Annotated in this window: 24 protein-coding genes and 1 pseudogene; 11 read left to right on the forward strand and 14 right to left on the reverse strand. The window is 63.2% G+C overall.

Features of this window, described 5'->3' with window-relative positions; all coding sequences use genetic code 11:
- From V1279_RS30280 to V1279_RS30300, 5 genes are all read right to left on the reverse strand, one after another.
- Positions 1 to 801: a crotonase/enoyl-CoA hydratase family protein gene (locus V1279_RS30280; protein ID WP_334443577.1), complete on the reverse strand. Its 801-nt coding sequence runs from the start codon at positions 799 to 801 to the stop codon at positions 1 to 3.
- Positions 802 to 1,033: 232 nt separating this feature from the next.
- Positions 1,034 to 1,495, reverse strand: coding sequence for a DUF3237 domain-containing protein (locus V1279_RS30285; RefSeq protein WP_334443579.1), 462 nt, complete (start codon positions 1,493 to 1,495; stop codon positions 1,034 to 1,036).
- An 8-nt stretch (positions 1,496 to 1,503) separates the two neighbouring features.
- Positions 1,504 to 2,820: a TRAP transporter large permease gene (locus V1279_RS30290; protein ID WP_334443582.1), complete on the reverse strand. Its 1,317-nt coding sequence runs from the start codon at positions 2,818 to 2,820 to the stop codon at positions 1,504 to 1,506.
- 5 nt (positions 2,821 to 2,825) lie between these two features.
- Complete coding sequence (locus V1279_RS30295; protein ID WP_334443584.1) at positions 2,826 to 3,335, reverse strand: TRAP transporter small permease; 510 nt, start codon at positions 3,333 to 3,335, stop codon at positions 2,826 to 2,828.
- Between the two features lie 80 nt (positions 3,336 to 3,415).
- Positions 3,416 to 4,432: a TRAP transporter substrate-binding protein gene (locus V1279_RS30300; protein WP_334443586.1), complete on the reverse strand. Its 1,017-nt coding sequence runs from the start codon at positions 4,430 to 4,432 to the stop codon at positions 3,416 to 3,418.
- A 237-nt stretch (positions 4,433 to 4,669) separates the two neighbouring features.
- Here V1279_RS30300 and pobA point away from each other — a divergent pair, with 237 nt between their 5' ends.
- Together pobA and V1279_RS30310 are read left to right on the forward strand one after the other, a co-directional pair.
- On the forward strand, positions 4,670 to 5,839 hold the full coding sequence (pobA, locus tag V1279_RS30305; RefSeq protein ID WP_334443589.1) for a 4-hydroxybenzoate 3-monooxygenase: 1,170 nt from the start codon (positions 4,670 to 4,672) through the stop codon (positions 5,837 to 5,839).
- A 242-nt stretch (positions 5,840 to 6,081) separates the two neighbouring features.
- Complete coding sequence (locus tag V1279_RS30310) at positions 6,082 to 6,507, forward strand: PaaI family thioesterase (protein ID WP_334443591.1); 426 nt, start codon at positions 6,082 to 6,084, stop codon at positions 6,505 to 6,507.
- A 165-nt stretch (positions 6,508 to 6,672) separates the two neighbouring features.
- Here V1279_RS30310 and V1279_RS30315 read toward each other — a convergent pair whose 3' ends face one another.
- Positions 6,673 to 7,566, reverse strand: coding sequence for a LysR family transcriptional regulator (locus tag V1279_RS30315; protein WP_334443593.1), 894 nt, complete (start codon positions 7,564 to 7,566; stop codon positions 6,673 to 6,675).
- A gap of 131 nt (positions 7,567 to 7,697) precedes the next feature.
- Here V1279_RS30315 and V1279_RS30320 point away from each other — a divergent pair, with 131 nt between their 5' ends.
- Entirely contained in the window at positions 7,698 to 8,330 is a 633-nt protein-coding gene (locus V1279_RS30320; RefSeq protein WP_334443596.1) for a pyridoxamine 5'-phosphate oxidase family protein, read from the forward strand.
- On the opposite strand, the gene V1279_RS30325 is transcribed toward V1279_RS30320, so the two are convergent.
- The gene (locus tag V1279_RS30325; protein WP_334443599.1) at positions 8,331 to 9,059 is read right to left on the reverse strand and encodes a glutathione S-transferase family protein; all 729 of its coding nucleotides are present in this window, start codon (positions 9,057 to 9,059) and stop codon (positions 8,331 to 8,333) included.
- 63 nt (positions 9,060 to 9,122) lie between these two features.
- Complete coding sequence (locus V1279_RS30330) at positions 9,123 to 9,371, reverse strand: hypothetical protein (protein ID WP_334443602.1); 249 nt, start codon at positions 9,369 to 9,371, stop codon at positions 9,123 to 9,125.
- A gap of 101 nt (positions 9,372 to 9,472) precedes the next feature.
- Here V1279_RS30330 and V1279_RS30335 point away from each other — a divergent pair, with 101 nt between their 5' ends.
- Together V1279_RS30335 and V1279_RS30340 are read left to right on the forward strand one after the other, a co-directional pair.
- The gene (locus tag V1279_RS30335) at positions 9,473 to 10,171 is read left to right on the forward strand and encodes a helix-turn-helix transcriptional regulator (protein ID WP_334443605.1); all 699 of its coding nucleotides are present in this window, start codon (positions 9,473 to 9,475) and stop codon (positions 10,169 to 10,171) included.
- Positions 10,172 to 10,243: 72 nt separating this feature from the next.
- A complete protein-coding gene (locus V1279_RS30340; protein WP_334443608.1) occupies positions 10,244 to 10,558 on the forward strand; it encodes a YkgJ family cysteine cluster protein in 315 nt (104 codons plus the stop codon).
- Positions 10,559 to 10,659: 101 nt separating this feature from the next.
- Here V1279_RS30340 and V1279_RS30345 read toward each other — a convergent pair whose 3' ends face one another.
- Together V1279_RS30345 and V1279_RS30350 are read right to left on the reverse strand one after the other, a co-directional pair.
- A complete protein-coding gene (locus V1279_RS30345) occupies positions 10,660 to 11,064 on the reverse strand; it encodes a hypothetical protein (protein WP_334443611.1) in 405 nt (134 codons plus the stop codon).
- Between the two features lie 195 nt (positions 11,065 to 11,259).
- Positions 11,260 to 11,613 (reverse strand): DUF3307 domain-containing protein, encoded by a 354-nt coding sequence (locus V1279_RS30350; RefSeq protein WP_334443614.1) that lies wholly within the window; start codon positions 11,611 to 11,613, stop codon positions 11,260 to 11,262.
- Between the two features lie 419 nt (positions 11,614 to 12,032).
- On the opposite strand from V1279_RS30350, the gene V1279_RS30355 reads away from it, so the two are divergent.
- Positions 12,033 to 13,433 (forward strand): TAXI family TRAP transporter solute-binding subunit, encoded by a 1,401-nt coding sequence (locus tag V1279_RS30355; RefSeq protein WP_334443615.1) that lies wholly within the window; start codon positions 12,033 to 12,035, stop codon positions 13,431 to 13,433.
- 2 nt (positions 13,434 to 13,435) lie between these two features.
- Here V1279_RS30355 and V1279_RS30360 read toward each other — a convergent pair whose 3' ends face one another.
- On the reverse strand, positions 13,436 to 14,320 hold the full coding sequence (locus V1279_RS30360; RefSeq protein WP_334443617.1) for a DUF6537 domain-containing protein: 885 nt from the start codon (positions 14,318 to 14,320) through the stop codon (positions 13,436 to 13,438).
- Between the two features lie 19 nt (positions 14,321 to 14,339).
- Positions 14,340 to 15,005, reverse strand: a complete 666-nt coding sequence (locus V1279_RS30365) for a Crp/Fnr family transcriptional regulator (RefSeq protein ID WP_334443619.1) — start codon at positions 15,003 to 15,005, stop codon at positions 14,340 to 14,342.
- Positions 15,006 to 15,309: 304 nt separating this feature from the next.
- Here V1279_RS30365 and V1279_RS30370 point away from each other — a divergent pair.
- Positions 15,310 to 15,432: pseudogene (locus V1279_RS30370) on the forward strand (hypothetical protein); the annotation flags it as partial.
- A 30-nt stretch (positions 15,433 to 15,462) separates the two neighbouring features.
- Positions 15,463 to 16,248: an enoyl-CoA hydratase/isomerase family protein gene (locus V1279_RS30375; protein WP_334443621.1), complete on the forward strand. Its 786-nt coding sequence runs from the start codon at positions 15,463 to 15,465 to the stop codon at positions 16,246 to 16,248.
- A 31-nt stretch (positions 16,249 to 16,279) separates the two neighbouring features.
- Here V1279_RS30375 and V1279_RS30380 read toward each other — a convergent pair whose 3' ends face one another.
- Together V1279_RS30380 and V1279_RS30385 are read right to left on the reverse strand one after the other, a co-directional pair.
- On the reverse strand, positions 16,280 to 16,714 hold the full coding sequence (locus V1279_RS30380; protein WP_334443624.1) for a DUF6157 family protein: 435 nt from the start codon (positions 16,712 to 16,714) through the stop codon (positions 16,280 to 16,282).
- 21 nt (positions 16,715 to 16,735) lie between these two features.
- Entirely contained in the window at positions 16,736 to 17,380 is a 645-nt protein-coding gene (locus V1279_RS30385; protein WP_334443626.1) for a glutathione S-transferase family protein, read from the reverse strand.
- Between the two features lie 87 nt (positions 17,381 to 17,467).
- Here V1279_RS30385 and V1279_RS30390 point away from each other — a divergent pair, with 87 nt between their 5' ends.
- The 3 genes from V1279_RS30390 (at position 17,468) to V1279_RS30400 (ending at position 20,728) form a co-directional block, all read left to right on the forward strand.
- Positions 17,468 to 18,496, forward strand: coding sequence for a helix-turn-helix transcriptional regulator (locus tag V1279_RS30390; RefSeq protein WP_334443628.1), 1,029 nt, complete (start codon positions 17,468 to 17,470; stop codon positions 18,494 to 18,496).
- Positions 18,497 to 18,600: 104 nt separating this feature from the next.
- Positions 18,601 to 18,852: a hypothetical protein gene (locus V1279_RS30395; RefSeq protein WP_334443630.1), complete on the forward strand. Its 252-nt coding sequence runs from the start codon at positions 18,601 to 18,603 to the stop codon at positions 18,850 to 18,852.
- A gap of 244 nt (positions 18,853 to 19,096) precedes the next feature.
- A complete protein-coding gene (locus V1279_RS30400; protein ID WP_334443632.1) occupies positions 19,097 to 20,728 on the forward strand; it encodes an ankyrin repeat domain-containing protein in 1,632 nt (543 codons plus the stop codon).
- The last annotated feature ends 5 nt before the right edge of the window (positions 20,729 to 20,733 follow it).

Here is a 20,733-nt window from a genome sequence, read left to right on the forward strand (position 1 = left end):
TCAGGTCGGCTTCACCTTTGCGGTCTTGTGGTCGAGAAACGCGCGAATGCGGCGCTTTGCCTCTTTGTCGCTCTGCGCCACGGTCGCCATCAGGGATTCCATCAGCAGGCCGGTCTGCGGATTGGCCTCCGCGATCATCGGCAACGCCTGCAGCACGGCGAAATTGGTCAGCGGCGCATTCGCAGCGACTCGCTCAGCCAGTTCCAGCGCCTTCGGCAGCGCGCCGCCGGCGTCCGTGAGGTATTGCGAGAAACCGTAGGCCGAGCCTTCAGTGGCCGAATAGACCCGGCCGGTGAGCATCATGTCGATCATCCGCGCCACGCCGATCAGCCGCGGCAGCCGCACCGACCCGCCGCCGCCGACGAAGATACCACGCTGGCCCTCCGGCAGCGCGAAATAGGCTGATGGTTCGGCGACACGGATATGCGCCGCGCAGGCCAGCTCCAGGCCCCCGCCGATCACCGCGCCCTTCAGCGCCGCGATCACGGGAACGCGGCTATATTGGATGCGGTCGAATACCCGGTGCCACATCTGGGAGTGCCGCAGGCCCTCGGTGGCGTCGTGCTCGGTCAGTTCGGACAGATCGAGGCCGGAGGAGAAATGGTCGCCGACGCCATGGATGACCACGGCGCCGATGCCTTCAGGAAGATGGGAGAAGCAATCCTGGATCGCCAGGATGATGCCGTCGTTCAGCGCATTGCGCTTGGCCGGGCGGTTGAGGCCCACGGTCAGCACCGCGCCCTTCTGCTCGATCGTGAGCAGGTCGGATTGACCCGCAGCGGCGGAGGAGGCGTTTCCCATGGGTCTGTATTACTTCCTGTGCAGAATAGTTATATTCTATAACCATTGGCAGGAGAGTCAACAAGGCTGGCTCGTGTCCCGGACGCGGTGCAGCGCATCTACGCTGCTCCGCAGAGCCGGGACCTATGCAGCATGGACCCCGGACCAGCAGTGCACCGCCGGAATCGCGCGAAGCGCGATCCCGAGCGCGCTGCACTGCATCCGGGGAGCACGCAGCCTCAATGGTCGCTATCTACAGCACCTGATGCACGTCGATGACGACGCGGTCGGCGTGGCGGGCGACGGAGCCGATGAACAGGTTTTCCATCAGCCAGCGGTATTTCGCGGCCCCGGTCTCGAACCGCGGCACGGTGCGGCAATAGATCAGTTTCGGGTCGACCGGCTCGCCGCGCTTGAGCTTCTGCAACAGATCGACCGGGCCGAAGCGCAGGCCCTTGTTCTCGACATAGACCACCGCGCCGTCGTCGGTTTCGAAGGCGTATTTCGCCTCAAGCTCGATCAGTTCGTTCGGCCGGATGATCTGGAAGTCGGCGCCGAAGGGGCAGACCTTGCCGTTGATCCCCTCCCCCCGCACCTCGCCACCGATGATCGGAATGATCCGGCGCACGCCGGTGCCGATCTCGCCGGCCGAGGTTACCTCGCCGATCCGCGCGGTGATGGTGAAGACGTACCTGGTCGAAAGCTGCGGGGTCATCTCGTGCTCTATCCAGCCATGCGTTGCGGCAACCACAGCGCCAGGATCGGAAATGCGATCAGGATCACCAGCCGGATCAGGTCCGTCACGACGAACGGCATCACGCCGCGGAAGATCGTGGAGAACGACACGTCCTTGACGACGCTCTTGATGACAAAGACATTCATGCCGATCGGCGGCGAGATGAGGCCGAGTTCGACCGTCATCACGATGATCACGCCGAACCAGATCGGATCGAAGCCGAGATGGATGATGACCGGAAAGATGATCGGCACCGTGAGGATGATCATCGCCATGGCGTCCATCAGGCAACCGAGTACCAGATACATCACCATGATAAGGGCGAGGATGCCGTAGGGACCGAGCCCGAGGCCGGTGAGAAGTTCTGTGACCTTCTGTGGGGTCTGCGTCACCGTCAGGAAATAGCCGAAGATCAGCGCACCGATCAGCACCGTGAACACCGCAGCTGCGGTGCGGGTCGCCTGCAGCAGCGAGTTCAGGATTTTTTCCTTGTCGAGCCGCCCGGTGAGCACGCCGATCAGAAACGCGCCGGTGGCGCCGACGCCGCCCGCCTCGGTGGGCGTGAAGCGCGGCAGGAACGGCAGGCCGTAGAGCCCGCCGATGACGAAAACAAACAGCAGCACCGGCGCCCAGATGTTCTTCAGGCCGGCAAAGCGCTCGCGCCATTTGGTCTGCGGACCCGTCGGCAGGAAGTCCGGCCGAAACCAGCCGATCACTGCGATCGTAAGCATGTACATCGCAATAGCGAGCAGGCCGGGAATGATGCCGGCGATGAACAGCTTGCCGATGTCCTGCTCGGTGATGATGCCGTAGACGGCGAGCACGGTCGACGGCGGCAGCATGGCGCCCAGCGTGCCGCCGGCCGCGATCACGCCGGTGGCAAAGGATTGCGGATAGCCGTAGCGCCGCATTTCCGGATAGGCCACCGCCGAAAACGTCGCGGCGGTGGCGACCGACGAGCCGCAGATCGCGGCAAAGCCGCCACAGGCCCCGACCGTTGCAATGCCGAGCCCGCCGCGCAAATGGCCGACAAAACCGTTGGCGGCGCGAAACAGCTCACGGCTCATGCCGGAATTGGTGACGAACGCCCCCATCAAAAGGAACATCGGAATCACGCCGAAAGTGTAGTCGGTCACCGTACGCATCGAGGTCTGGCCGACCATTTTCAGCGCCGGCGCGAAGCCGACCAGATAACCGAAGCCGCAGACGCCGACGAGGCCCATCGCCATGCCGACGGGCACGCGCAGCAGCATCAGCGCAAACAGCGCGACAAATCCGAGGACGGCGACGGCATCGGTGCTCATGCTGCCTACTCCACCGTCTTCACTTTGGCATCATGGATATCTTCGGGATGGAAGATCAGCCGGTAGGTGCGGATCGCGATCAAGAGCACCGCGGCGCCATCGCCGGCCCAGGCGATGGCGAAGAACGGCCAGGTCGGCATATGCATGTCGAAGGTGAGCACGTTGTCGTTGTAGGTACCGCGCACCTTGTCGAACAAAGTATAGGTCTGCGCCGTCACGACGAACAGCAAGACCAGCGTCGCGAACACGTCGATCATGCGCTGGTACTTTGGACCGACATTGGCCCAGATCAGGTCGACCGTGATGTGGCCGCCGCGGTAGCTGGTGGCGGCGATGCCCCAGAAGATCAGGATGCCGAGCAGCATGCGCCCGATGTCGAAGGAATCCGGGATCGCATAGTTGAGCGTGTTGCGCAGCAGGACGCCGATGAAGATGTTGAGCGCCACGATGCCGACAAAGCCGGCGGCGATCCACTCGATCGTGTCGATGAAACGATCCATCCACGCGCGATTCATGTCCGCTCCGAACGGCTGGCAATGGCAGGGGGAAGACGGCGGCAGGAGAACTCCTGCCGCCGGCAAAAGCGTATGCGTTTCTACTGCGCGAGCGCGTTGTACTTGGTGAGCGAAGCCTTGAGTTCAGCCAGCGCTGCGTCCGCGTCGCCGCCGTTCTTCTTGACGCCCTCGCCCCAGGTCTTGACCAGCGGTTCGGCCGCCTTCTTCCACTGCGCGGCCTGCTCGGGTGTGAGCTTGTAGACCTCGTGACCCGACATCGCCTTTATCTTCTCGACGCCGCCGTCCTCGTACTTGCCCCAGGGTTCGCCGACGCGGCCCGCGGCTTCCGTGTTGCAGTTGTTGTCGATCGCCTTCTTTTGCTTGTCGGACATCTGATTGTATTTGTCCTTGTTCATCACGAAGGCGAAGGTCGTGACGTAGATCGGCGCTTCGATGTGATACTTCGTGACCTTGTCGATGCCGAACAGCACCACCGAGCCCCATGGGAAGGTGACGGCGTCAGCTACACCACGTTCGATGATGTCACGGACCTCAGGCGCCGACGATTGCACGTTGGTGCCGCCAAGCTGGGTGACGAAATTGGCCATGGTGGCGTGGGCAGGACGGATCTTCATGCCCTTGACGTCATCGGGCGTGACGATTTTCTTGGTGCGGGAGTGGAACGTCGAGGGCGAATGGATGAAGGCGAGGCAGAACTTGACGTCCTTCATCTCCTTCTCAGCGTACTTCCGGTACCAGGCGTCGAGCGCCATCGAGCCGCCCTTGGCGTCCGACATCAGGAACGGCAATTCGCCAGCGCCGATGATCGGGAAACGTCCCGGCTGATAGCCCGGATTGACATAGGTGATGTCGGCGATGCCGTCGCGCGCCATGTCGTAATGGTCGAATGCCTTGCCGAGCTGCTGGGCGGGAAAGACCTTGTATTTGATGGTGCCGCCGGATTCCTTCTCCACCGCGGCACCCCAGTCTTCCAGCGCCTTCTGCAGCGGGTGCGAGGCCGGCACCCAGTGCGACAGTTTCAGCTCGAAGGTTTTTTCCTGCGCCAACGCAGGCGCCACACCGGCTGCAAGCAGCAGCGCCAACAACGCTTTTCTCATGGACATTCTCTCCCCTGGCATGACAGGCCTTTTAGTGCGCGGCCCCATTAATTAACATGTTATCTAGCTTGACCGCGTTTTCAAGGCGGACATCCGGCCGCATCGTTTTGCGGTGCGGCGAATGGCGCTTCGCGGTTTTTGCGCCAACGCGCTTTGCCAAGACTGTTATATGATATAATCATCACGGCAAGTCCGCGGGCTACCGACCTGCAGACTACAGCAATCGGGGAGCCAGGATTGAGGACAAAAGTAGCAATCATAGGTGCAGGTCCGGCAGGATTGTTGCTTGGGCAACTATTACACCTTTACGGCATCGAAAACATCATTCTCGAGCGCCAGACGGGCGAATATGTGCTCGGCCGCATCCGCGCCGGCCTGCTCGAGGAAGGCACGGTGGCGCTGCTCGACGAGGTCGGCGCCGGCGCGCGCGCCCATCGCGAGGGGCTGGTCCACCATGGCGTCGAACTCGCGTTCGGCGGCGCTCGCCACCGCATCGATATGTACGGCGCCACCGGCAAGACCGTCATGATCTACGGCCAGACCGAAGTGACGCTCGACCTGATGAACGCCCGCAAGGCGGCCGGCCTCACCACGGTCTACCAGGCCGCCGACGTCAAACCGCTCGATTTCGATACCGACCGCCCGCGCGTCAGCTATGTCAAGGACGGGGTCATTCACGAGATCGAATGCGACTTCATCGCCGGCTGCGACGGTTTCCACGGCGTCAGCCGCGCCAGCGTAAAGCCCTCGGCGATCCAGACCTACGAGCGGATCTATCCGTTCGGCTGGCTCGGCATCCTGTCGGAAACCCCGCCGGTTAGCCCCGAACTGATCTATTCCAACCACGCGCGGGGATTTGCGCTCTGCACCATGCGCTCGACGCGGCGCAGCCGCTATTATGTGCAATGCCCGCTCGACGACGATATCGCGCAGTGGCCGGACGAGCGCTTCTGGGACGAACTGAAGCGCCGGATCGACCAGAAGGCGGCGGACGAACTCGTCACCGGCCCTTCGATCGAAAAGAGCATCGCGCCGCTCCGCAGCTTCGTCGCCGAGCCGATGCGTTTCGGCCGGATGTTTTTGGCCGGCGACGCCTCCCACATCGTGCCGCCGACCGGCGCCAAGGGGCTGAACCTCGCGGCCAGCGACGTGCATTATCTCTCGCATGCGTTCCGCGAATATTACGACGAGAAATCCTCCGCCGGCATCGACGGCTATTCGGGACGCGCGCTGGCGCGGGTCTGGAAGGCGGTGCGCTTCTCCTGGTGGATGACCTCGATGCTGCACAAATTCCCCGACGAAGGCGAATTCGGCGCCCGCATCCAGCTTGCGGAACTGGATTATCTCGTCAGTTCGAAGGCAGCTTCGGCGTCGCTGTCGGAGAACTATGTGGGGTTGCCGTTTTAGGTTCTTTCGCGTCATTGCGGCGGCAACGAACCGTAGCCCGGATGGAGCGGAGCGCAATCCGGGGCCTTTCCTCCGATTGATACCGTTTTCCCGGATTGCGCTTCGCTCCATCCGGGCTACGCCATTAGGAGCCAGCGCCTTTCAAACACCCCCGCGAATCCCGTTTAAAACTTTGTAGGCGGTGCACTGCACACGCGGATAGCGTTCAATGACGAAAGACACCGTCACCACGTGAGCTACACATGACAGCCACCGATATCCCCGCAGGTTTCGAACGCCACACCCGCAAGAGCCCACTCACCGATCCCTGGGAGCCGCTTTACTCGAGGCGGACCGACAAGGCCGTGATCATCGGGCTGCGTCTTGCGAAACCGCACACCAACGGCCGCGGCCTGATTCACGGTGGATTGATCGCCGCGCTTGCCGACAACGCCATGGGCCATAGCTGCGCCCACGTCATGGGCGGGGTGTCCTCGCTGGTGACGATCGGGCTCGCGGTCGATTTCGTCGGTACCGCCGAAGTCGGGCAATGGCTCGCGGTCGAGAGCGACGTCGTCAAAACCGGCAGAACGATCTGCTTCGCGCAAAGTCTTATCAAGGCTGACGGCGTCGTGATCGCGCGGGCCAACGCGACGTTTCGCGTGGTGCCGAAGAAAGAGCCGACGTAGCAGCGGCTGCGTGTCCCGGACGCGGTGCAGCGTCTCTTGACGGTGCACCGCAGAGCCGGGACCCACGGGCCGAGATGGGCCCCGGCTCTGCAGCGCACCACCATAGCGCGTCGAAGACGCGCGTAAACGCGCTCACGGTGCTGCGCTGCGTCCGGGGCACGATACCTACCCGAAATGCCAGTCGGCCATTTCGGTCACGAGATCGATGAAGGTGCGCACCTTGGCCGACAGCAGCCGCGACGTCGGATAGACGATCTGGATCGGCATCGCCGGCTGTTCGAACGACGCCAATACGATTCTGAGCCGCCCCGCTTTGAGCGATTCGGCGGCCTGATAGGCCATCACCCGCGTCAGCCCACCATCTGCTTCCGCATATTGGATCGCCGCATCCGAGCTGTTGGTGGCGAAGCGCGGCGTGCTCGCGACGCGGATCTCGCGGCCATCCTCGACGAATCGCCAGTCGAGCGCCGCCGTCATGGCGCCGAACTGGATCGTGTCATGCGCGGGAATCTCCCGTGGCCGCCCCGGCTCGCCGCGCTTCCTGAGATATCCAGGCGAGGCCACCACGATCCGCCGCATCTCGCCGACATGGCGCGCCACCAGCGTCGAGTCGGGCAGATGGCCGATCCGGACCGCGAGATCGACGCCATCTTCGACGAGGTTGATCATGCGGTCGGACAAACGGAGGTCGACGCCGACGTCGCCATAGCGCTTCAGGTAGGCGGTCACGATTCCACTGACGTGCAGCCGGCCGAACCCGACCGGCGCCGAGATGACGAGTTGCCCCTCCGGCCGCGTGCGCTCGCCCTCGACGGCGTCCTCGGCTTCCTCGACATCGGCCAAAATCCGCCGCGCGCGTTCCAGGTAGCGTGAGCCAGCGTCGGTCAGCGTCACCTGCCGTGTGGTTCGCTGCAACAATCGCGCGCCGAGACGATCCTCCAGCGCCGCAATCAGCCGCGTGACGCCCGAAGGCGACAGGCCAAGCTTGCGCGCCGCGGGGGCAAAGCCCCGCAGGTCGGCCACCGCGACGAAGGCCTGCATGGCATCGATCCGGTCCATCGAACTATTGCATATCCAGCAATAGTGAAGTGTCAATTCCAAAGATTGTTTAAGTTATGGAAACGTCCATCTTTGGAGCCGAAGGACGACCGTTTTGGCGCCCATTATGGGAAGGGTCCCGGGAGGCTCCGATGTCTGACGTTCATACCTATTCCAGCGACGTCGCCTTCACCCCGGCGGTGAAGGCGATCCAGGCGCGCAAGGGCTCGCGCGAGGCCTATGCCCATGTCGAGGAGCGCGGCGGCTGGCGCGTCGAGATCGATGAAAATCTCGCCGGCTTCCTCGCTGAAACCACCAGCTTCTATCTCGCGACGGCTGCCGCGGACGGCCAGCCCTATATCCAGCACCGCGGCGGGCCGAAGGGCTTTGTCAAAATTCTCGACAAGAACACCATCGCGTTTGCCGATTACAGCGGCAACCGGCAATACATCACCCAAGGCAACCTCTCGGAGAATCCAAGAGCGCATATTTTCGTGATGGACTATGCGCATCGCCGCCGCGTGAAAATCTGGGGCGAGGCGCGTGTCGTGGAGGACGATCCCGCTCTGACGAAATCGCTGATGCCGCAAGGCTACAAGGCGCGGCCCGAGCAGGTCATCCTGTTTCGGATTTCGGCGTGGGACACCAATTGCCCGCAGCATATCCCGCAAAAATTCGACGCCGCGGATGTCGCCCAGGCCCTCGCAGTGCGCGACGCCCGCATCGCCGAACTCGAAGCGGAACTGGCCGCATTGCAGGGCCAGTCGACACCGGCGACGCCGTAGTCAGGCGGCTTGCTGCACCGTCGTCCAGGCGAATTCCGGATAATACAGCAGCATCATCCGGTCGACATAGGCGGTGAGATTGGCGAACTGCTCCGTCCGCTGCCGCAGCTCCGACTCGAAGAACGGCGTCAGGATTCCGGCGAGCGCGCCGAAGGCGGTGGCGTCCATGCCGCATGGCGTTTCGCCCATCAGAAATGGCTTGTCGCCAAGCTGCACCGACAGCGCAAACAGCGATCGAACGGCGAGATCGACGTCCTCCTCCGGGGCATGGCGGCCGAGGCCGCTGAGCAGGTAATTCTCGGCGACGCGAAATTGCGCGTCCTCGCGCATCTTCTCACGCAGATGGGCGGGCGCGCTGTCGAAGAAATGCGCAGGGCCCTTGGCAAAATTGTCGCCATCGACCCAGCGCGCGCCGACCAGCGCCCAATAGACATGGTGCTCGATCATCCGCTCGAAGGCCCAGGCCTGCGCCCGCGCCTGCAGGCTGAGCGGGGCGTCGAAATCGAAACCGTATTTGGCTTCCAGATGCGCACGAATGAAGGTGGAATCAGCAATCGTCTCGGCCTCATCGACGATGTAGGGCAACTGCCCCTTCGGCGAGGCCGGCGGCTTGGCCTTCTCCTTGCGATAGGCAAGACCGGCCATCTTCAGCTGGACCTCGGTTTTGGTCACAAAGGGGCTGATCTCCGGCAGGCCGAAACCGGCGCCGAAGCCATAGAGGGTAATCATGCTGGTCTCCCGATCTCCTAAAAACGTGCCCGAGGCTAGCGCCCCCCTGCTGCCACCATGGTGTCAGCAGCAACAATGCCCGCCGCGGCCCTCCTCGGCCCGCGGCGTGCGGGCCCTGCGCACCCACGAGACAAGCTGCCCTTGCGCAAAGGCGAACATTGCGGTGAATGAACGCCACGCCAGTTCAACCATCGCCCAGCGCAGATCTGACGTGACGCAGTGGATTGAAACAAGCTGTTCCAATGCAAATCCCTGGGCATTCGCGAGAGGTCCGCGGCTTCCCCGGAAGCCGAATTCGCTGAAAATCGTCATGGACAAATTCCCTTCACTTGAGGTGTTGTCCCGATATACCCACCCCCTGCTGCCAACATGCTGTCAGCATCGGGCAAGTGCTTTCAGAAAAGAGACGAGCCATGCGACGGGCCGACCGGTTGTTCCAGATCATTCAGGTGCTTCGGCGCACCCGGAAGCCGATGACGGCGGACGCGATTGCGGCCGAGCTGGAAACCTCGAAGCGGACCATCTACCGCGACATCACGACCCTGATCGAACAGCGCGTGCCGATCCGCGGCGAAGCCGGCGTGGGCTACATCCTGGAAAAGGGATTCGACCTGCCGCCCTTGATGCTCACCCCTGATGAAATCGAGGCCTGCGTGCTTGGCGCGCAATGGGTGGTCGGCCATGCCGATCCCACGCTGGCGCGCGCCGCGCAGGACCTGATGGCCAAGGTCGCCGAAACCGTGCCTGAGCGCCTGCGGCCATTCGTGCTGGAGCCTGCCAGCCGCGCCCGGCGGGCATGGAACCGGGAGCCCGACCGTATCGACATGGTGCGGACGCGGACGCAGATCCACGAAGGCAAGAAAATAACGCTGAACTATCGCGACGAGCATGGCCGCGACAGCCAGCGCACCATCTGGCCGATCGCGGTCGGCTATCACGAGGCGGTGCGGATACTCGCGGCGTGGTGCGAGCTGCGCAAGGATTTCCGCAGTTTCCGCACCGACCGCGTGGTCGAAGCGGTCTATCACGACGAAAAATACCCGGAACGCCGTGACATCCTGCGCGCAAAATGGCGACGCAGCCTGGTCTGGGAAGCGCCCAAGGACACCTAGCAAGGACACCTAGAATGGCTACGTGACGCCAGGTAGCTGGCCGCGGCCGTGATTTGGGGTTAAACGCGGAGCATGCATCGAATCGCCGCCGATCACCAAAGCCCCTGCCAGGCCTGCGGCGCCTGCTGCAGCTACTCGCAAAACTGGCCGCGTTTTACTACCGAGGACGATGCAGCGCTCGATCTGATCCCAGAAGGATTCGTCAACGAAAGACTGTCGGGAATGCGCTGCGACGGCGACCGCTGTTCGGCGCTGTCAGGCAAGGTCGGCGAGGCGACGTCGTGCCTGATCTACGCGATACGGCCCGAAGTGTGCCGCACCTGCATGCCCGGCGATGCCGAATGCGCGATGGCACGAAAGCGGCACGGATTGCCGGTACTGGCGTGAGCGGTAGCCCGGATGAAGCGAAGCGCAATCCTTGGCCGCTTTAGCCGGTTGTGAGAGAGTCCCGGGTTACGCTGCGCTTCACCCGGGCTACAATGGCTGCGTTACGCCGTCACTGCTTCGGCAAAATCTTCGTCGTCGATCTCGTCCTCGATCGGCTTGAAGGTCGAGAGCGGTTTTGTCGAGAGAGTGATCGGCTTGCGGCCGCCGTGGGATGACGACGAGGCGGAACGCGCGGCTGGTTCGCGCGACAGCGCATAAAGCGTGGAACCGACCCGGCCACCGAAATGGACCAGCTCGCGTTCGATACAGCTTGCTGCAATCGCAACGGCCAGCGCGTGGAGGTGGCTGCGGCGGTAGCAGAATAGCGCCAGCATGGCGCGGACCTCGGACGAAACGCTGTCGACCAAGAGCGGCAGGCCGTTGGCATTGGCGCGATACATCTCGCCAAGCAGCTCGTCCCGGACCGGACAGAAATCGTTCTCGAAGGCGTCGCGGCTTGAAAACATTGCGGGTTCTCCCTTTGCGGAAGATGCAGTGCAATACTCTAATGAAAGGTTAACCACGCGTATCAGTAGTGTTCCGGGTGGCTTGTCAGCCACACCCGAATCGGAATCGGAACATGATTCGCACCAGAGCGGACGCGCGCCTTCCGATACCGAAGCAGGATTGAAACAAGCGCGCCGATGCCGCCGGCCGCGGAATCAGTTCGCCGCCATGAAGATCGCCAGGCCGAAACCGGTGAGATGGTGCAGCGCCTGATCGACGCCGATCAGCGTCCAGAACCACGGGTGCTCATTCTCCAGCGTCACCCCGTACCGGGAAGCAATGATCCCCTTGATGCGATCGACGGTGATGTGAATGGCGAAGTCGACAAAGGCGACGAACCAGAATCGCGGCGCGACGATCAGAATCAGCGCCAACGATACCCCGAGATGCACGAGACAATGCGCGAGTAGCGGCAGCGCCCAGCCGGTCTTTTGATCCTTGCCGATCGCCATCCAGGAAGTTTGCAGCATGAAGTCGGCAATGACGTGCTTCACGGTGAGAAGCAGCATCCATCCTACCAGCGCACCTACCGGGATCGCGGACGACATCGAAGGAAACAACAAAGCTGACGCCCTTTGCTGGGACTGACGGGGTGGCGAAAACCGGGGCCTAGGCTGTCAGCGCAATGTTCTTTTCAACCCGGAATAATCGAACGTTGCCCGCATTTATGACACCTCCCGCGCCGGAATGCACCTGTGGGTAGTCTGAAAATCGCACGGTGTGGCGGAACTGCGATACTGCGGCAAGGTCGCGCAGCGTGGCCCGGGGGTAAGGTTACCGGCTGGCGCGGTTTGCAATCCCATGGGAGAGGGCTATCATCGGCCGGCGGGCAAAATTATCATTCTTTTGTATATATTTACGAATTCATTCGGACAGCCCGCGGCGCCAGCTTGGCCGGCGACACGTCCCTGATCCCCGGGTACGAGCCATGAGCGCTGAAGCCCCAACGCCGCATCCGAAAATGCCGCGTCGCCGCATGCGGGCCGTCAAGAGCAACCGGACCCAGATCCTGCTGTTTTCCATCCTGACCCTGATCCTGACCGCCGCCGTGGTGTGGGGTGGCCGGACCTGGGTGCGCAATTCGGAGACGCTGGTGTTTGCCGTCGGCGAAGCCAACGGCCCCGAGGCGCGCTTCGCCGCCCGGCTGGCGACGGTGCTGAAGAATAATTCCTCGCGGCTGCGGCTCAAGATCGTGCCAAACGGCGACAATGCAAAGGCGCTGTCGCAGTTCGACCGCAAGGAAGCCAACCTTGCGGTATTGCGCACCGACGCCAGGATCCCGCCCCGCGCCCGCGCCGTTGCGATCCTCGAACACGACCTGCTTCTGCTGATCAGCCCGAACGGCAAGAAGATCAAATCCATCGCGGAGCTGAAGAAAAAGAAGATCGCGGTTATAGCCGACGGCGAGAGCGGAGCTGCGCTGGTGCGCAATATTCTCGACCTCTCGGACACCCCGGATGCGGGCGCGCGGGTCCAGATAGCGCCGCCGGGCGCGACCTTCGACCAGCTGTTCGCCGCGGGCTACGGCGCCGTGGTCAAGATCGCGCACGCCTCGCAGATCGTGAAGGACAAGAGCTACGAGCAATATACCAGGCGCGGCGGCTTTACCCTGAATGCGATCGATTCAGCAAAAGCGATCGCCAGAAAATACCCGGCGATATCGGAGGAAACGGTGGCGACCGGAATGCTGTCCGCCTCGCCCGCTGTCCCTGCGGAAGACGTCGACACGATCGGGCTCGAATGGCTGCTGGTCGCCCAATCCAAGCTCTCGACCACGACCGTGAGCGACCTGGCGCGGATCATCTACGAGAACAAGGCCGAGCTCTCGCTCACCGACGGCTTCGCCTCCAAGATCGAGCCGGCAGCGACCGACAAGGATGCCTTCATCGTGGCGCATCCGGGCGCTGCCGAATACATCAACGACGAAATCAAGTCCTTTATCGAGCGCTACAGCGATTTGATGTATGTTGCCCTGGCGGCGCTCAGCATCATCGGCTCGATCTTTGCCGCCATCTACACCAAGGTCACACGGATCGCGCCGGAGAAGGCCAGCCAGCTCGCAACCGCCATTCTCGATATCGGCGAGCGCATGGAATACGCCAAATCGCTGGACGCCCTCGACGAACTTCAGGACGAGCTGGAAACGATCCTGCGCGGCGTGGTGATCGGCTTGCGCGACGGAACCATCTCCAGCGACGGACTGGACACCTTCAAGCTCGGCTATGAATTCGTGCGTGACGAGATCGGCTTGCGCCGCGAACATCTCAAGCGGCACCCGCCGCCCCAGGATGACAAAGTGGTGGTCGTGAAGACCGCGCAGAGTGCGTAAGGTCAGGCCGTGTTCGATCCGGCCGAAGCCCGCGCGCGGATTTCAGCGATCTTGCGCTTGAGTGCTGTCTGCCGCGGGTCAGCCATCGCGGTTGCGCGCGCCTCGGCCACCGCGCTCCCCAGATCAGGCAGCGTCAGCACGCCATCGAAGGTCGGCTTGACCAGGCCGTCGATGATCGCATTCCAGTCCGCCAGGCCCTGACGATAGACGTCGCCATATCCCTCGATCATGGTCGCGGTCTGCACGATCGCGGGCGCGGCTGCGGGCTGCTTGGTCAGGCTGCGGTCGATCATATGCAGCCAGCGTTCGACCCAGACCCGCTCCTTGGCATAACGCACCGAAAACAGCCGCCATCGCCGCAGTCCCGCCTCGATCTTGAGACGGCGGACGCCGAACCGGCCTGCCGTGCTGAAACGGATGGAGACCCGCTTGTTCGACCAACCCGCCCAATCGAGTGCATCGAGCACATACTCGGAGATAACGGCGGGAAGCGCGCCGATCAATTCCTCGAGCGTGAACTTCCTGATATCGACGGCAGGCTTGGCAGGCCTGGCAGGGTTGCCGGACGCCTGATCCAGTTCGGCAAGCTTCAGTTGCGCAATCCGGATCGGATCTTGATAGGCCATGCGCACCGCCATCAGCCGTGCAATTTCGGCAAGCATGACGTCGTCGACGCCTTGTTTGCCGACGAACCGCCGCAGCCGGTGGACGTAAAGTTCGGCGTAGCTGGCTCCCTGGTACTCGATCAGCAGGTGGATGGCGTCGCTCGCCGCCGCCATGACCGGCGCCGGCAGCCCTTCGGGCAGGAACGGCGGCGTGTCGTCATCCTCGCCGATGAAATCCGCGAACAGATAACGCAACGACGACAGGATACCGCGGTCTGACACTCCCCTGGGCTCCCGGCCTCTATGCGAGCTTCGGCGCCGCGGCGGACGCCGTTTGCTGATTCAACTGCTGCTGCAGCGTCTCGAGGTTCTGAAACAGCCGGGCGCTGGCAAGGCGAAGGAAATAGAAGCCGAAGGCCGGGTTCTGCACGTAGAGCTCCTCGACCTTGGTGTAGCTGACGCTGAGGACGAGACCGGATTCCACGCATTCCAGCGTTTGGGTTCGCATGTTCGATGGCGACAGCATGCCGAGTTCGCCGACGATGGCGCCGACCGGCAGCACGATGCCCGACTCGACCAGCTTGAACTTGCCGCTGACGATATAGAGCATGTCCTCGGCCTTTTCGTCCTTGTAGAACAGGATCTCGCCGGCTGCGCATTGACGCTCGGTCATGAACGGCTTCAGCCATTCCATCGAGAGGTCGCTGTTGACGGATTTCTTCACGTCGCGCACCAGCTGCAGCATCTGGTGCAGGCGATAGGAGTTGACGAGCAGCATGAGCACCTGCACCACCATGACCAGATAGTTGCGAGCCGGGATCGCGGTCAGGATCAGGATGACGTTGGCGAGAATGCCGAAGACCCGCAACGGGATCATGGTCTTCATCGTGGTGGTGGCGACCACGAAAATCGTCGCGAACAGCGCGCCCGCGGTTCCTGCGTGTTGTGCCAGATGAGACGTATCCATCGGAAACCAACCAAATTCTTCAGGGAGTGAATTTTTCGCGATTCTGCTGCGATGCCCACTATCGTAATGTCCGCAGGGCTCTTTTGGTATACGAGGAAAAAGCGACGTTTTGTCGGGATTCTCACTATTCCGGGTAAAATTCATCGCCACCCCCGTCGTCGGCGCGGCCCGAACCGGCCGGCGCAATGGGCGCACGGACGTCGTTGACGGCCTCCCCGCGGGCAGGCACTTTGCGGGCGTAGGTCCCGCTGCGGCTTGACCGTTATCCAGCTTTTATTGCACCCATCAGGCCTCTCCTCACCCGATGTCCAAGCGGCTCGTTCTCTCGGCACCGGCCGACCTGGTGGATTTTCGCCTGCTGATGGCGCGGCATCCGGCCGAGACCATCGCCGCCGAAGCCAGGCGGCGCGCGCAAGAGAACAGATAGTTCAAACAAGCAAGAAGAATGGAGAAGAGCATGCCCGATGCGGCCAAGGCGGCGAGCGCGCCGGTACTTGAAATCAATGGCCCGCGCGCCACCATCCGCCTCAACCGGCCGAAACACCTGAACCGGCTGCAGAGCGAGGATCTCGGCGATCTCGTGAAATTGTTCGACCGGATCGAGGCCGATCCCGCGATCCGCGTGCTGGTGCTGACCGGTACCGGCCGCGCCTTCAGCGCCGGCTACGATCTCAATTCGGTGGCCGACCGCGCCACCAGCGCGACGACGCAACCGAGCGTGGGATCGGCGTTCGAAGCGGTGGTCGACCGCCTGGAGGATCTTGGCGTGCCGACGATCTGCCGGCTCAATGGCGGCGTCTATGGCGGCTCGACCGATCTGGCGCTGGCGTGCGACTTCCGCATCGGCGTCGATACGGCTGAAATGTTCATGCCGGCGGCGCGGCTCGGCCTGCACTATTACAAGAGCGGCATCGCCCGCTATGTGTCGCGGCTCGGCGTCGACAACGCAAAAATGCTGTTTCTCACCGCCGAGAGGATCACCGCACCGGAAATGCTGCGGATCGGCTACCTCACCGCCATGGTGCCGGTGGAAGCGCTCGACGAGGAGGTCGACCGGCTCGCCACAATACTGGCCGGCAACGCGCCGCTGGCGATGCGCGGCATGAAGCGCACCATCAACGAATTCGCCCGCGGAAAATTCGATGAAGAAGCCGCCGACCTCCGCCACCGCGAGAGCATGCGCAGCGCCGAGATCAAGGAAGGCATCAAAGCGTTTGCCGAGAAGCGCCCGCCGAAATTCTGAGAAGGCAAAACTCTGAGGGGCCAGGGAAAATTCAGGCTCGCTTCGTCCGCATCGCCCGGACCTGCTTGATACCGGGATCCCGCGCAAGCGCCTGGTAGCGCTTGCTGTCGACCGCATAGATCGCGACGCGCCCCTCGGCATCGGCATGCACGCCCCAGCCGAAGCGCTTGCCAAGCCCTGATGCTCGCAGACACGCCTGCCCCTTGGAGAAGAATTCGTCGCGGGCGAGGCTTCGCTCCTTCTTGGTCGCCTTCGCATCGAGCTGCCGGCCGCGGGCGGAGGTCGCGAATATGACGTCGTCCGACGTGTACTTGTAGGGCGCTTCCGCAATCATCTTGTATTGCAGGCCTGCTACCGTCGGATTTCCGGTGCGGACCGGCGGCACCTCGCCGGCGCGCGTGGGGCAATCCTCCGCGACCTGGATGAAGGTGTTGAAGCAGTTGGTCGTGTGAACGGTCTTTGTCATCAGGGAATCCGACGCTAGCGCTCACCCGCCGCAAGCTGCGGCGTGTTGCGCAGCCATTTCGTCATCGGCAGCGGTGATCCGCTGGAAGGCGGGCCGCGACGTGATGCGCTCGGCATAGGCCGTGAATACGTCCTTTCGCGGCACGAGGCCAAACATCATCGTCCAACTGAACGCCACACCCCAGAGGATGTCGGCTGCCGTCATGCGTTCTCCGAGCAGATAAGGCCCCCTGGAAAGCTGCGTCTCCAATACACCAAGCATGGTCTCGTAATCGGAATATGGCGATTGCGTCTGCGGCGCTGGCTCGTGCTTCATGAATTTATCGATCAAGGCAGGCTCGAAGGACGAACCGTAATAGGCGATCCAGCGCAGATACGGGCCTCGGCAGGGATCGTCGAGCGCGGGCGTCAGCCCGGCGCCCGGAAACAGGTCGGCAAGATAGATGTAGATGGCCACCTGTTCGCTCACCAGCGCCTCGCCGTGGCGAATCAGCGGCACCTTGCCCAGCGGGTTGATGGCGAGATAGGCCGGCTGGCGCTGCTCGCCCGCCTTCATGTTCAGGACATGGAGATCATAGGGGGCTCCCAGTTCCTCCAGCAGCACCCGAGTGCCCGTCGCGCGGGTCTGCGGCGAATAATAAAGCGTGATGCGGTCCTTGCTGGTCATTGGCAGTCTCCATTGGGCCTCTCGGGCAACGGACCTTCTATGCCCCACCATACCTGACATCTTGTGTCAGGTATGGTTTAAGGGATCATGCGCGCGAGCCGGCTGCTTTCGGTCCTCACCACTCTGCAGGCGCGGGGACGGGTCACCGCGCCTGAACTCGCTGATGCTTGCGAGGTTTCGGTGCGCACCATCTATCGCGACATCGATGCGTTGGCGGCGGCCGGCATTCCAGTCTATGCCGAGCGCGGCGCGGAAGGCGGCTATCGCCTGCTCGATGGCTATCGCGTGCGGCTGAACGGACTGTCACAGCCGGAGGCCGAGGCGCTGTTCATGACGGGACTGCCGGGCCCCGCAGCCGCGCTTGGCCTCGATGCTGCGATGCTGGCGGCGCAGACCAAGCTGATGGCCGCATTGCCGGCCAATCTGCGTCCGAACGCCGGCCGGATGCAGGAACGCTTTCATCTCGATGCCCCAAGCTGGTTCGGCGAAGCCGAGCAGCCGAAGCATCTGCGCGCCATTGCCGGCGCGCTGCTGCGCGAGAGCCTGATCGAAGTCCGCTACCAAAGCTGGAGGGCCGAGAAACGCCGCCGCGTCGCGCCGCTCGGTCTCGTGCTGAAAGGCGGCAGCTGGTATCTCGCAGGGTACGTCGATGGCAGCGTGCGCACCTATCGCGTGGCGCGTGTTCTCGACTGCAACGTTCTGGAGGAGCCCTTCGTCCGGCCCGCCGATTTCGATCTCGCGACCTACTGGCAAGCCGCAACGATCAGGCTCGAAGCCGAGATGCATCCGAACTACGCCACCGTCCGGCTGTCGCCGTTCGGCGTAAAACTGCTCAACGCCTTGAGCCAGCCTTATGTGAGGACGCGCACCCGTATCGAGGAGACCTCGGATGCCGCCGGCTGGCGGGTCGCTGTGGTGCCGATCGGAAAAACGGTGTGGCATGCGGCGGCCGAGCTGCTGCGTCTCGGCGCGGAGGCGGAGGTGCTGGCGCCGGCCGAGCTGCGCGACAGGATGGCCGAACTCACCCAGGCCATGGCCGCACGCTACCAGACGGCGCAGGATGGTTATCAGGATGACAAGGATTTCCGCCGATCTCGTCCCACGAAACATTCCTGAAACACGATTCTCCCCTTCGCGCGTGAACGCAGGACGTCGTCGGCCCGACTGATGGGCAGGGACGCAACAACGGCCTCGCGCCAATTAATTGGAGAATATTTACAATGTTTCGCAAGATGACCCTCGGACTGATCGCCACCGCCGCGCTTACCATTGCCGCTGCAGCGCCTGCTTCCGCCGGCGGCTTCTACCACGGCCATCATCACTGGGGACATGGATATGGCTGGGGTCCCGCCATCGGCGTCGGCTTCGGCGGCGTCTACGTCGACACCGGTCTGAACGGCTGCCTGCGGCAGCGCTGGGTCGAAACCCGCCGCGGCATGCGCCTGCGCACCGTGAACGTCTGCGCCTACTGATCGAACGTCCCTGCAATACACATCCCGGCCGCTTGCCACGCGGCCGGGATTTTTCCGGCTGGAATCGTGCCTCGTCCGGCCACGTTGACCGTCGCCTGCGCTGGCCATATTGTAGCGGATGCGGTGCAAGCCGCTCCCGGGCCCGCGGGAAGGGTTGAACCCACTTGCAGCTTTCGAGCGACATCTAGACCTTTGTGCAGCCGGTATTGCGGGCCGTCGGCGATGTCATGCACGGAGGTGTTTGATGAACCCGCTCCCCGATCGATTGAATCTCGATCATCTGAAGAAGCAAGCCAAGGAATTGATCCGCCGCTATCGAAGCCGCGATGCGGCGGCGATGGCGCGGTTTCGCAGCACGCTACCGGCAACGGCGGGCCTCAGCAATGAGGACCTTTCGTCCCGGGGACTGCGCCTGCACGATGCGCAATCGTGCCTGGCGCGCGAACACGGTTTTGTATCCTGGCCTGACTTGAAGCGTTACATTGAGGTGCAGGCGGTCACGCAGAAGGAGCGCACGGCCCGCGTCCTGCACTGGGCTCAACTGCTTTATTCCGGCGACGTCAGCGGCACGGTTAACCGCGCGAACCCGCGCGTTGCTTTACGCATTCTGGCCGATGATCCCGACCTCGTCGCCGGCGACCCTTATCTTGCCTGCGCGATCGGCGACGAACGCGCGCTGCGGCAGGCTACGCAGGCCGACCCGGCATGGCTCAACCTATCAGGTGGCCCGTTGCGACTGCCGCCGCTTTTCGCCGTCGCACATTCGAGCCTGCTGCGCGTGGAAGAATTTCGCGAGCGGCTGCATCGCAGCGCGGAGTTGCTGATCGCTGATGGCGCCGACGTCAACCAGCACATCCATAGCCGCTGGCCACCGGGGTCGCTGAGCGAGCCCGACCAGCGCTATTCGCTCTCGACGCTCTACGGCGCGGCCGGAAGCAACCATGCTTCCGACCTGACCAAATTGCTGCTCGATGCCGGCGCGGACCCCAATGACGGTGAGTCGCTCTACCATTCACTGGAGAGCCCGGCATGCGCGCGCCTGCTGCTGGAGCACGGCGCCCGCATTGCGGAAAGCAATGCGATCTATCGTTCGATCGATCTCGACGACGACAGCGCGCTGAAACTGTTGCTGCAACATGGCGGCGACCCGAACGAGCCCGCGCGAAATGCGCCGCTGACCAACTGGGGCTCGCCGCTTTCATGGGCCATCTACCGCCGACGGCCCCGTCATGTGAAGGCCCTTCTGGACGCGGGCGCCGATCCGTCGGCGGCGACCCCGGATGGCGTCAGCCCGTACCGGCTGGCGCTGCAGTTCGGGCTATCGGACGTTGCGGATTTGCTGCGCGAGCAGACTGACGCACCTGATATTTCCGAAGAGGAACGCTTCGTCGCCACCTGCGCGCGCGCTGACGAAACCGAGGCACGCGCGATGGCTTCGCGCCGCCCCGACCTGCCGGCGTCGCTGTCGCCGGCGCAATTGCGGCTGTTGCCTGATATGGCCGCGGCAGGCGCCGACGACGCCGTGAGGCTGATGGTCCGCCTCGGCTGGCCGATCGCCGTGCGTGGCGGCGACTGGGATGCGTCCGCCCTCAATCTTGCGGTGTTCCGCGGCGATGCGGGCCTGACGCGCTTTCTGCTCGAACACGGCGCCAGCTGGAAGGAACAGCATGGCCATGGCGACAACGCCTGCGGCACGCTGTCCTGGGCGTCCTGCAACGAGCCGGTCGAGGGAGGCGATTGGACCGGCTGCGCGCGCGCCCTGCTTGATCATGGCATGCCCGGCGCGACAACCATCCCTGACGATCCCGAGCGGGTGCTGATTGCCGGCGTGCGAAAGCAGTTTTCCGACGAAGTCACCGAAGAACTGCTGGGCTAGCTGCA

The organism is Bradyrhizobium sp. AZCC 1610 (assembly GCF_036924515.1).
Classification (GTDB): Bacteria; Pseudomonadota; Alphaproteobacteria; order Rhizobiales; family Xanthobacteraceae; genus Bradyrhizobium.

What these genes read in the sequence shown, in the direction of transcription:
- V1279_RS30280 (WP_334443577.1), bottom strand. Translation starts at nt 801, where the DNA reads ATGGGAAACGCCTCCTCCGCCGCTGCGGGTCAATCCGACCTGCTCACG.
- V1279_RS30285 (WP_334443579.1), bottom strand. Translation starts at nt 1,495, where the DNA reads ATGACCCCGCAGCTTTCGACCAGGTACGTCTTCACCATCACCGCGCGG.
- V1279_RS30290 (WP_334443582.1), bottom strand. Translation starts at nt 2,820, where the DNA reads ATGAGCACCGATGCCGTCGCCGTCCTCGGATTTGTCGCGCTGTTTGCG.
- V1279_RS30295 (WP_334443584.1), bottom strand. Translation starts at nt 3,335, where the DNA reads ATGAATCGCGCGTGGATGGATCGTTTCATCGACACGATCGAGTGGATC.
- V1279_RS30300 (WP_334443586.1), bottom strand. Translation starts at nt 4,432, where the DNA reads ATGAGAAAAGCGTTGTTGGCGCTGCTGCTTGCAGCCGGTGTGGCGCCT.
- V1279_RS30310 (WP_334443591.1), top strand. Translation starts at nt 6,082, where the DNA reads ATGACAGCCACCGATATCCCCGCAGGTTTCGAACGCCACACCCGCAAG.
- V1279_RS30315 (WP_334443593.1), bottom strand. Translation starts at nt 7,566, where the DNA reads ATGGACCGGATCGATGCCATGCAGGCCTTCGTCGCGGTGGCCGACCTG.
- V1279_RS30320 (WP_334443596.1), top strand. Translation starts at nt 7,698, where the DNA reads ATGTCTGACGTTCATACCTATTCCAGCGACGTCGCCTTCACCCCGGCG.
- V1279_RS30325 (WP_334443599.1), bottom strand. Translation starts at nt 9,059, where the DNA reads ATGATTACCCTCTATGGCTTCGGCGCCGGTTTCGGCCTGCCGGAGATC.
- V1279_RS30330 (WP_334443602.1), bottom strand. Translation starts at nt 9,371, where the DNA reads ATGACGATTTTCAGCGAATTCGGCTTCCGGGGAAGCCGCGGACCTCTC.
- V1279_RS30335 (WP_334443605.1), top strand. Translation starts at nt 9,473, where the DNA reads ATGCGACGGGCCGACCGGTTGTTCCAGATCATTCAGGTGCTTCGGCGC.
- V1279_RS30340 (WP_334443608.1), top strand. Translation starts at nt 10,244, where the DNA reads ATGCATCGAATCGCCGCCGATCACCAAAGCCCCTGCCAGGCCTGCGGC.
- V1279_RS30345 (WP_334443611.1), bottom strand. Translation starts at nt 11,064, where the DNA reads ATGTTTTCAAGCCGCGACGCCTTCGAGAACGATTTCTGTCCGGTCCGG.
- V1279_RS30350 (WP_334443614.1), bottom strand. Translation starts at nt 11,613, where the DNA reads ATGCTGCTTCTCACCGTGAAGCACGTCATTGCCGACTTCATGCTGCAA.
- V1279_RS30355 (WP_334443615.1), top strand. Translation starts at nt 12,033, where the DNA reads ATGAGCGCTGAAGCCCCAACGCCGCATCCGAAAATGCCGCGTCGCCGC.
- V1279_RS30365 (WP_334443619.1), bottom strand. Translation starts at nt 15,005, where the DNA reads ATGGATACGTCTCATCTGGCACAACACGCAGGAACCGCGGGCGCGCTG.
- V1279_RS30375 (WP_334443621.1), top strand. Translation starts at nt 15,463, where the DNA reads ATGCCCGATGCGGCCAAGGCGGCGAGCGCGCCGGTACTTGAAATCAAT.
- V1279_RS30380 (WP_334443624.1), bottom strand. Translation starts at nt 16,714, where the DNA reads ATGACAAAGACCGTTCACACGACCAACTGCTTCAACACCTTCATCCAG.
- V1279_RS30385 (WP_334443626.1), bottom strand. Translation starts at nt 17,380, where the DNA reads ATGACCAGCAAGGACCGCATCACGCTTTATTATTCGCCGCAGACCCGC.
- V1279_RS30390 (WP_334443628.1), top strand. Translation starts at nt 17,468, where the DNA reads ATGCGCGCGAGCCGGCTGCTTTCGGTCCTCACCACTCTGCAGGCGCGG.
- V1279_RS30395 (WP_334443630.1), top strand. Translation starts at nt 18,601, where the DNA reads ATGTTTCGCAAGATGACCCTCGGACTGATCGCCACCGCCGCGCTTACC.
- V1279_RS30400 (WP_334443632.1), top strand. Translation starts at nt 19,097, where the DNA reads ATGAACCCGCTCCCCGATCGATTGAATCTCGATCATCTGAAGAAGCAA.